The organism is uncultured Flavobacterium sp., assembly GCF_937967675.1.
Lineage (GTDB): Bacteria > Bacteroidota > Bacteroidia > Flavobacteriales > Flavobacteriaceae > Flavobacterium.
In genome coordinates this window covers 1-9176 of the sequence record NZ_CALBSN010000107.1, presented here as the reverse complement: position 1 = coordinate 9176, position 9176 = coordinate 1, and the positions used below count along the sequence as shown (strand labels likewise).

Sequence of the window (9176 nt, the reverse complement as noted above, 5' to 3'; positions counted from 1 at the left end):
TTAATTTCTCCATAAAACAAAAACCATTTTCTGGAATTATATTCTTGATAATAAATAATATTAGTAAATAGAAAAATATAGAAAGGGTTTTTTATTATCTTTAATAAATCTGCTTGTTGAATTGTTTTTTCTTTTTTGAAATACAAATCCGATAGTATTATGTTTTTTCCTTCTGTTTTTATTTCCTTGAAATTAAAAAAACAAAAAACAATAATCACAAATCCAAATAAAGTAAAAGAGCCGAAACTAATTATCATTTCAAAATCTTTAGAATATATTGTGATTAAAAAAAGAAAAAGATTGATAAAAAAAGAAAACAAAAGTGATACTTTAAATATCTTGAAATTTATAAACTTGTACATGAGTTTAATTTTTGTTAAAAATAAGAAATATTTACAAACTCATATAAACAAAAAAAGCTCCAAACATAGTTTGAAGCTTTTTGTACTCAAGGCGGGAGTAAAACCACCGCAAAAATACATTTTATAGCTTCCTATTATTCAAGGGCAAAAATACACTATTCACTTGAGTAATGCAATTTTATTGACTTTTTTATTAAATTAATTTTATGTTTTAAATTGTAATTGATTTTATTTAATTGCAATTTGCCGTACAAATACCGTACAAATTATTTACATTTGTATTACTAAAGGCAAATGTATGGCAACTATTAATTTTTTATACCGTTCAAATAAAGACAAATCAAATCTAAATTTGAGATTACTATACAGAAAAAACGGTATTGATTACGTTATTGGTGGGGTTTCAAAAATTGAAGTTTCAAAAGAATATTGGAGCAAATACCACAACTCAAAACGTATTTCGGATATTGATACCAAAAACCTACAAACTGAAGTTAATAACAAAATTTCGGAACTTGAAAACTACATTTTAAATCAGTTTGAAAACACTATTGAAGACACAAACAAAGACTGGTTAAAAAGAACTATAAATGAATACTACAATCCTACACCAGTTGAAACAATACCAAACGAATTAGTTAATTATTTTGAGTACTTCAAAGACCGTAAAAAAAGCGAAATAACAGAAAGTACAGAAAAAAAATATAACACAATTAAAGCACTTTTAAAGAAGTTTGAAACCTCAACAAACAAAAAGTTTTTAATCAAAGACGTAAACGAAAATTTCAAAAAAGCCTTTGAAGACTTTTGTAATAAAAATCAATATTCACACAATACAATTGCAAGGGCGTTAAGAAGCATTAAAACCATTTGTAAACACGCACAGCATAACGGAATAGAAGTAAGCCACCAATTAGACGGTTTGAAAGCAAAGTACAAAGAAACTGATAATGTTTATTTGACTTTTGAAGACCTTAACAAAATTGAAACAATAGAACCAAGTAAATTAACTGAAAGCCTTAACAATGCGAAAGACTGGTTAATTATTAGTTGCTATACTGGTCAAAGAGTTTCAGATTTTATGAATTTTACAAAAGACCAAATTAGAATTGAAGACGGTAAGCACTTACTGGAGTTTACTCAAAAGAAAACTACTAAAAACATGACTATTCCAATACACAAAAAAGTACTGGAAATATTAGAAAAAAGAAACGGACATTTTCCAAAACCAATTTCAGACCAAAAGTATAATGATTACATAAAAAAAGTTTGTGAAATTGCTGAACTTAACGAAATAGTCAAGGGAGGTAAAAAAACAGAAACTGCACCCGAAAGCAAAGTTTACCGTAAAGAAGTCAAAGAGTTTCAAAAGTGGGAATTGGTAACCTCACATATTGGTAGACGCTCTTTTGCTTCAAACTTTTACGGAACTATTCCAACTACTTTTTTAATTTACATTACAGGACATACAACAGAAAAAATGTTCCTTAACTACGTCGGAAAAAGCAATAAGGACATAGCACTCGAATTGACTAAATACTTTTAATTTATTGACAACCAACGCAAAACAATCATAAACAGGCAAAATATGAGAAATAGTAACTCCGAAAATCCAAACGAAAAAATAGAATTTATTTTATCGAGTTTAATTGATTTTTCAAATAATAATGAATTTGATTATTCTTTATACAAATCATTTGCAGAAGATAGTAGTAAATCTTTTATTCGATATTTTTCTCAAATTGAAGACCAAACCATTAAGGAAAAAATAATTTCCGATTTACACACCGATTTTTATTTTATAGTTAACGATGCTGTTACAAATATGTTAGCTTCAAACCAAAATAACGGATCAGTAAGCGAAGACGAAATTTATATTTCACAACCTATTCCAGATAATAGAATAAGAAGTTATGAAAGCAATTATATGAAGCTAAAAGAAACGTTCTTAAACTTAGTATTAACAGAAATCAAACCTCAAGAACCTAAAGCAATTGAAAAGGAAAAGGTCGAAATCAAACCTCAAAAACATACTGATTATTTCAAAGATAATGCCTTTGAAATTTGGGAACGTCTTTTTGAAAATTTCAATATAGACAAAACCAAAAGAACTGATTTAAGATTTATGTATGAAATTATGAAGCATAACGGACAAATACATAAAACAGTTACTGTTAAAAGCATTACCGACTGGATAAATGAAACTTATGATTTTGGCATAGATAAACTACAATACACAAATATTAAAAGTAAGTCGAACGAAAACAGAATGAGTATTTACAACCTAATTAAATAAAGAGTACAAACCGTACCCAAAAAGGTACAAAACATAGTCTTTTAGGGTACAATCCCAAACCAATATTTGCACTGTATAACAAATAATACTTTGCAAAATGACAAAAGCAACCTTACTACAAAATTTGAGTCCAGAAGATTTAACGGACTTAATCGGAAACGTATTTGATGCAAAACTCAAAGACTTTCAAACACACCAAAACACCCAAACTGCAAAAGACGAATTATTAAGTCGGGAGCAAGTTTTGGAACTACTACAAATAAACTCTTCTACACTTTGGCACTGGCAAAATAAAGGTAAAATTACCGTTTACAAATTTGCTAATAAATGTTACTACAAGCGTAGCGAATTAATGGAATCTATAACACCATTAAAAAAGTAGTATCATGAGTTTACAGGCAAAAACAAAAAGATACGTTAAATCTGAAGCTATCAAAGAGCTTGAGAATTTAGAATTTGAATTACAAAAAGCTAAATATCCAAACTTTAGATACCCAGTTAAACCAAAGCACACCGACGCTACTACAAACGGTTTAACTAAATGCGTAATATCATACATCAAATTAAACGGCTTTCATGCTGAACGTATCAACTCAACAGGAGCTATAAAAGACAATCGTAAAACCTCAACAGATGTTTTAGGGAACATTAGAACTATTGGGAGCGTACAATGGATTAAAAGCAATACACAAACTGGCACTTCAGATATTAGTGCAACTATTCGAGGGCGTAGTGTAAAAATCGAAATCAAATGTTTTTATAGTGGTGATCGTTACCAAAGTGAATCACAGAAAGAGTACCAAAGGCAAATTGAAAACTCAGGCGGTATTTACATTATTGTAAGGACTTTTGAAGACTTCTACAATTGGTTTAATGCTTTTATAAAACAATAACACTATGAATAACGAAAAGTATTTAAATTTTCCTATTCAGTTGCTAACTGGTTTTATTACCGATACCCGTAAAACGTTGGATAATATAGTGAGTTATTCCGTTTATGAAAATGCTTTAAAACTGGAACACGGCACGGAATTACAAAAAATAAAAGATAGTGCAGAATTTTATCAAATGAAATTAGGAAGCGTTAAACACTCATTAGATAACGGCAAATTACTATATAATAGCGTGCCTAATAATTCCCCGAAAGTAGGAATGAATTTATCTATCTGGTGGGACTTTTACAAAAATGAGAAAACTGAATTTGATAAAGTGTGTTTATTAGGCTTTTTAGCAATCAAAAGCATATTAGGGAACAAATCGTATTGTAAGGTTACAAACTTGTATTTGTGGGCAAGAATGGACGGTAAAACAAACACAATAGATGAGGTTAGCGAATTATCAAATGAAATAAGAAAGTATGCCAACAGATACCAAACAGAAAACATAAAAAGTGAATTGATATTGAACTGGCATCTTATTTATTACAGTCGCTATACGAGAGGCTTTTATGTTTCATTAAAAATGAGTTTAGAAGATCTAATTTTTGAAGCTGAAAAAAAGAGAAAAAGCATCAAAGACAAACAACAGAAACAACTTCAAAACGAAGCATTAAAGAAAGTATTAGAGAGATTAAAACCAGAACCACCATAACAACACCATAACAACAACTATATAAAAGGATTTACAAAACTACTTTTTTTAATCAACAATTAATTTACAAAACTACAACACCTATATAAAGATTATTTAATAAGATACTATAAAAAGGTATTTTAAAAAGATAATGTAAAAGAGTGAAAATTTTATTTTTTTTTGAAATTAAAAATTGATAAAAAAAGTTTGTTAATTCTTAGTAATCTAAAGAGAGAAAAAAGAAAAAAGTTCCGCTAAAAAAGAAAAGAACAAAAATTATAAATCATGAAACAACAAGAAGAGAAAACACCAGAAGAAGTTGAAAAAATAGCTCATGAAGTTATTTCAAATCAAACAGAATCCGAAAAGTTCAAAAAGAACTCAAAGGACAAACCGAGCGAAAAATCCGAAGAAGAAAAAACAGTTGAAGAAATTATTGCAAACTTATAAACAATCACACACCATGAAAAACAGAATTTTAATCAAAGAAAATACAGAACAATTCAAAGAAATTACTAAAGATTTAAAACAATTTACTCCAGTTCTAAACGAACTAAAATCAAGTTTTGAAGCCTTAGAAATTGGAGCTTTAACAAATGATACTTTTAAGCAAATTATTTTATTAGGAGCATCAAAACAAATCGAATCCTATATTAAAGATCTAAATAATCAATTAGATAAACAGGGAATTACAAGCTCTATAATACGTCAAAACGCAATTAAAGACCATGAAAGCGTAATTGAAAGATTTAAAAAAGCGGTTAATGATGCAAAGAAATTTTATCCAGAAATTTATTCCGCAAACCGCCCGAAATTGGTTTTAAAATTCATCTCTTATGAAAATGGTTTTTGTATTAGTGAAGAAGATAAAGAAATGATTTTAGAATCATATTGTAGAATCTACTTAGAAACTGAAGAAGAAATTAAGCTTTTTCAAGTTTCTCAAAATTTAGCCGAAGCATTTAATGATTATTTAGAAATTTTCAATCAAACAGGAATACAGTCTATTGATAAGCATTACAGCGGGAGCCATGTATTAAAATATGATAACGATAACAATGTAATGATCATAAATCCTGAGGGAGTAAAAGGTGTTTCTAACTATAAAAAAAGACGTGAAGAGTTAGGTATTTAAAAAATATTACTCTCAAATATCCAAAGGCATTAAACTAAAGTAGATTAAAAATAGTTTCAAAAGTTATGGCAAATACAACAGGAAAAAAATTCGGAGGGCGTCAAAAAGGAACACCCAACAAGATTAACACCACCACAGCAGAAACAAAACAAATGCTTCAAAATGTAGTTACAAAACAAATTGAAAAGTTAGAAACTACATTAAGCAAGTTGGAGCCAGTAGAGAGAGTAAACGCATTATCAAAGTTGCTTCCGTACATTTTACCGAAGCAACAAGATATTGCAATTACAAACTATGAAGAGTTTTCTGAAGAAGAAAGGGAACGTAGAATAGAAGTATTAAAAAACAAATTATTAGAACCGTGAAAAAACATATAGAATTTACAGATGCTGAGGTTTACGAACTTGAAAATCTATTTATACAGAAGTTTGAACAACTGGAATTTAAATCTATTGACTTTGATAAAAAAGCAAATATTGTAATAATTAAAAATCCAGAGATTGAACAACTTGTAAATACTTTTTACAAAGGGCGTTATTCCAAAGATGAAAACGGAAATATAAAAATGAGTTTATTTATATTTAGATTATTACAGTACCGATTTTTCAGAAACAATAAAAGCTCATATAATACAAAAGAGGGAACTTATTAAAGTTCCCTCTTTGTTTTTAATAGTATCTTACAGGCAATGCAGAAACTAAAAACAAAGTTAATCTTTATATTTTTTAGTTTCATTTTAAACTCAAAATAATCTCAATATTTGGCTTAATAATCGGTTACCGTACAAAAATCGTACATTTTAAAGCATAAAAAAACCGCAAATAATTAATAATCAATTATTTACGGTTAATTAAAGTACTCAAGGCGGGACTTGAACCCGCACGGGCATTACTACCCACTGGATTTTAAGTCCAGCGTGTCTACCAATTCCACCACTCGAGCAAATATTTTTAGGTAGTCTAGAGCGAAAAACGGGGTTCGAACCCGCGACCTCGACCTTGGCAAGGTCGCGCTCTACCAACTGAGCTATTTTCGCGTTTCGTATTGTAATCTTTTAAAGAACGTTGCTATACTTGTTCCGTATTGCGAGTGCAAATATAGTACATATTTTTATTCTTGCAAGTACTTTTTAAATAAAAATTGAAACTTTATTAGAACTTTTACTTAACCTTTTGATAACGAATATTTTATTTTGAAATTATTTTTTAATCAACATTCGTTTAATTTCGTTTAATTTCATCAAAGCCTCAACTGGAGTCAACGTATTAATATCGATATTCATGATTTCTTCTTTAATATCTTCCAAAAGCGGATCATCTAAATTAAAGAAACTCAATTGCAATTCATCATTTGCCGATTTAATCCCAGATAATTCTTCGCTGGAATGTCTTTTTTCTAATTGCTTTAATAGTTTTTGTGCTTTTTGAATCACAATTTGAGGCATTCCTGCCATTTTTGCTACGTGAATACCAAAACTATGCGCACTTCCACCTTTCACTAATTTACGAATAAATAAAACCGTATCTTTTAATTCCTTAACCGAAACATTAAAATTCTGAATTCTGTCAAACGTAACTTCCATTTCGTTTAATTCGTGATAATGCGTTGCGAAAAGTGTTTTCGGTTTGTTTGGATGTTCGTGCAAATATTCTGAAATTGCCCAAGCAATCGAAATTCCGTCATAAGTTGAAGTTCCTCTTCCAATTTCATCTAACAAGACCAAACTTCTTTCTGAAATATTATTCAAAATCGAAGCCGTTTCGTTCATTTCTACCATAAAAGTAGATTCACCCATCGAAATATTATCGCTCGCTCCTACTCGGGTGAAAATTTTATCCACCACACCCATTCTCACGCTTTCTGCTGGAACAAAACTTCCCATTTGCGCCATCAATACAATTAAAGCCGTTTGACGCAAAATAGCCGATTTACCCGACATATTCGGACCCGTAATCATAATGATTTGCTGGGTTTCTCTGTCTAAATACACATCATTCGAAATATACGGCACACCAACAGGCAATTGTTTCTCAATAACAGGATGACGACCTTCTTTGATTTCCAAATCGAAACTTTCATCTAAATCAGGACAAACGTATTTATTATCAATTGCTAATTGCGTGAAAGATGTCAAACAATCTATTTGTGCGATTAAATTCGCATTCAACTGAACGTGTTTGATATACGTTGCAATCCAATTCACTAATTGTTCAAACAACTGCGTTTCTAATTGATGGATTTTTTCTTCAGCACCTAAAATCTTTGATTCGTATTCCTTTAATTCCTCTGTAATGTAACGCTCAGCATTCACTAAGGTTTGCTTACGAATCCATTCCGCTGGAACTTTATCTTTATGTGTATTTCTTACTTCGATGTAATATCCAAAAACATTATTGAAAGACACTTTCAAAGAAGGAATTCCGGAAGCAGCGCTTTCTCTTTGCTCTAATTCTTCTAAATATCCTTTTCCTGTTGAAGAAATCGCACGTAATTCATCTAATTCTGAATGAACTCCAACCGCAATTGCGTTTCCTTTATTCACACTTACAGGAGCGTCTTCTTGAATGGTGGTTTTGATTTTTTCTCTCAATAATTCACAAGCGTGTAAACTATCACCAATTACTCGCAACGCTTCATTATCGCTACCTAAAGCCAATGTTTTTATTGGAATAATTGCGTCTAACGAATCTTTCAAGAAATTAACTTCTCTTGGCGAAATTTTCCCTGTAGCTACTTTTGAAATCAAACGTTCCAAATCGGAAATTTGTTTGATTTGATATTGAATTTGTTGTAAAACTTCGGGATTGGTTTTCAAATACGAAATTACTTCATGGCGACTTCTAATTTTTGCAATATCTTTCAACGGAAGTGCCAACCAACGTTTCAACAACCTTGCTCCCATTGGCGAAAGCGTTTTATCAATTACATCTAAAAGTGTTACCGCATTGGGATTATAACTGTGATATAATTCTAAATTTCGAATCGTAAATTTATCCATCCAAACGTAAGCATCTTCGGCAATACGTTGGATATTCGTGATATGTTGAATCTTGTTATGTTGTGTTTCCGACAAATAATACAAAATCGCACCTGAGGCAATCAAACCTTCGGTTAACTCTTCCACACCAAAACCTTTTAGCGAATTGGTTTGAAAGTGTTTCGTCAAACTTTCTAAAGCATAATCTTCTTTGTACACCCAATCTTCCAAAAAGAACGTATGAAAATCATCTCCAAAAATCGAGTGAAACTGATTTTTAAATTGTTTCGGAATTAAAACTTCACTAGGACGAAAGTTTTGCAAAAGTTTATCAATGTATTCTTCATTGCCTTGCGAAACTAAGAATTCGCCTGTTGAAACATCTAAAAACGAAACTCCAACCGATTTTTTCCCAAAATGTACCGAAGCTAAAAAGTTGTTCGACTTCGATTGTAACACCTCATCATTCATCGAAACTCCAGGTGTAACCAATTCTGTAACACCACGTTTTACAATGGTTTTTGTCATTTTTGGATCTTCTAATTGATCGCAAATCGCCACTCGAAGTCCGGCTTTAACCAACTTAGGTAAATACGTATTTATGGAATGATGCGGAAATCCTGCCAACGCAGTTTCCGTTTCAGAACCAGCGCCACGTTTGGTTAATGTGATACCTAAAATTTGTGACGCACGCACCGCATCTTCTCCAAAAGTTTCATAAAAATCGCCCACACGAAACAACAAACAAGCATCGGGATATTTGTTTTTTATCTCGTTGTATTGCTTCATTAAAGGTGTTTCCTTGGGTGCTTTATCGGGAGTTGCTGCAGATTT

Annotated in this window: 11 protein-coding genes and 2 tRNA genes; 9 read left to right on the top strand and 4 right to left on the bottom strand. The window is 30.8% G+C overall.

Annotated features, from left to right (window positions below; translation table 11 throughout):
* A partial coding sequence (locus tag Q0075_RS07355; protein WP_297868942.1) for a hypothetical protein occupies nucleotides 1-257 on the bottom strand: 257 nt, incomplete at its 3' end.
* Nucleotides 258-660: 403 nt separating this feature from the next.
* Here Q0075_RS07355 and Q0075_RS07350 point away from each other — a divergent pair.
* From Q0075_RS07350 to Q0075_RS07310, 9 genes are all read left to right on the top strand, one after another.
* On the top strand, nucleotides 661-1908 hold the full coding sequence (locus Q0075_RS07350) for a phage integrase SAM-like domain-containing protein (RefSeq protein ID WP_297868941.1): 1248 nt from the start codon (nucleotides 661-663) through the stop codon (nucleotides 1906-1908).
* Nucleotides 1909-1950: 42 nt separating this feature from the next.
* Nucleotides 1951-2658, top strand: a complete 708-nt coding sequence (locus Q0075_RS07345; RefSeq protein ID WP_297868940.1) for a hypothetical protein — start codon at nucleotides 1951-1953, stop codon at nucleotides 2656-2658.
* A 97-nt stretch (nucleotides 2659-2755) separates the two neighbouring features.
* Nucleotides 2756-3040, top strand: coding sequence for a helix-turn-helix domain-containing protein (locus tag Q0075_RS07340; RefSeq protein ID WP_035692577.1), 285 nt, complete (start codon nucleotides 2756-2758; stop codon nucleotides 3038-3040).
* 4 nt (nucleotides 3041-3044) lie between these two features.
* On the top strand, nucleotides 3045-3551 hold the full coding sequence (locus Q0075_RS07335) for a hypothetical protein (RefSeq protein WP_297868939.1): 507 nt from the start codon (nucleotides 3045-3047) through the stop codon (nucleotides 3549-3551).
* A gap of 4 nt (nucleotides 3552-3555) precedes the next feature.
* Nucleotides 3556-4248, top strand: a complete 693-nt coding sequence (locus Q0075_RS07330; RefSeq protein WP_297868938.1) for a hypothetical protein — start codon at nucleotides 3556-3558, stop codon at nucleotides 4246-4248.
* 267 nt (nucleotides 4249-4515) lie between these two features.
* The gene (locus Q0075_RS07325) at nucleotides 4516-4680 is read left to right on the top strand and encodes a hypothetical protein (RefSeq protein WP_160169105.1); all 165 of its coding nucleotides are present in this window, start codon (nucleotides 4516-4518) and stop codon (nucleotides 4678-4680) included.
* 13 nt (nucleotides 4681-4693) lie between these two features.
* Nucleotides 4694-5365 (top strand): hypothetical protein, encoded by a 672-nt coding sequence (locus Q0075_RS07320; RefSeq protein ID WP_297868937.1) that lies wholly within the window; start codon nucleotides 4694-4696, stop codon nucleotides 5363-5365.
* Between the two features lie 65 nt (nucleotides 5366-5430).
* Nucleotides 5431-5730, top strand: a complete 300-nt coding sequence (locus Q0075_RS07315) for a hypothetical protein (protein ID WP_297868936.1) — start codon at nucleotides 5431-5433, stop codon at nucleotides 5728-5730.
* Nucleotides 5727-6017 (top strand): hypothetical protein, encoded by a 291-nt coding sequence (locus tag Q0075_RS07310; protein ID WP_026724301.1) that lies wholly within the window; start codon nucleotides 5727-5729, stop codon nucleotides 6015-6017. The genes Q0075_RS07315 and Q0075_RS07310 overlap by 4 nt, the downstream gene beginning before the upstream one ends.
* A 204-nt stretch (nucleotides 6018-6221) precedes the next feature.
* On the opposite strand, the gene Q0075_RS07305 is transcribed toward Q0075_RS07310, so the two are convergent.
* The 3 genes from Q0075_RS07305 to mutS all read right to left on the bottom strand — a co-directional run bounded on the left by Q0075_RS07305 (nucleotide 6222) and on the right by mutS (nucleotide 9131).
* A tRNA-Leu gene (locus tag Q0075_RS07305) sits at nucleotides 6222-6307 on the bottom strand.
* A 21-nt stretch (nucleotides 6308-6328) separates the two neighbouring features.
* Nucleotides 6329-6401: transfer RNA gene (locus Q0075_RS07300), tRNA-Gly, on the bottom strand.
* 162 nt (nucleotides 6402-6563) lie between these two features.
* Nucleotides 6564-9131, bottom strand: a complete 2568-nt coding sequence (mutS, locus tag Q0075_RS07295) for a DNA mismatch repair protein MutS (protein WP_297868943.1) — start codon at nucleotides 9129-9131, stop codon at nucleotides 6564-6566.
* Nucleotides 9132-9176: the final 45 nt, after the last annotated feature.

Coding starts and splice junctions, on each gene's coding strand:
- Q0075_RS07350 (WP_297868941.1), top strand. CDS start 661: ATGGCAACTATTAATTTTTTATACCGTTCAAATAAAGACAAATCAAAT.
- Q0075_RS07345 (WP_297868940.1), top strand. CDS start 1,951: ATGAGAAATAGTAACTCCGAAAATCCAAACGAAAAAATAGAATTTATT.
- Q0075_RS07340 (WP_035692577.1), top strand. CDS start 2,756: ATGACAAAAGCAACCTTACTACAAAATTTGAGTCCAGAAGATTTAACG.
- Q0075_RS07335 (WP_297868939.1), top strand. CDS start 3,045: ATGAGTTTACAGGCAAAAACAAAAAGATACGTTAAATCTGAAGCTATC.
- Q0075_RS07330 (WP_297868938.1), top strand. CDS start 3,556: ATGAATAACGAAAAGTATTTAAATTTTCCTATTCAGTTGCTAACTGGT.
- Q0075_RS07325 (WP_160169105.1), top strand. CDS start 4,516: ATGAAACAACAAGAAGAGAAAACACCAGAAGAAGTTGAAAAAATAGCT.
- Q0075_RS07320 (WP_297868937.1), top strand. CDS start 4,694: ATGAAAAACAGAATTTTAATCAAAGAAAATACAGAACAATTCAAAGAA.
- Q0075_RS07315 (WP_297868936.1), top strand. CDS start 5,431: ATGGCAAATACAACAGGAAAAAAATTCGGAGGGCGTCAAAAAGGAACA.
- mutS (WP_297868943.1), bottom strand. CDS start 9,131: ATGAAGCAATACAACGAGATAAAAAACAAATATCCCGATGCTTGTTTG.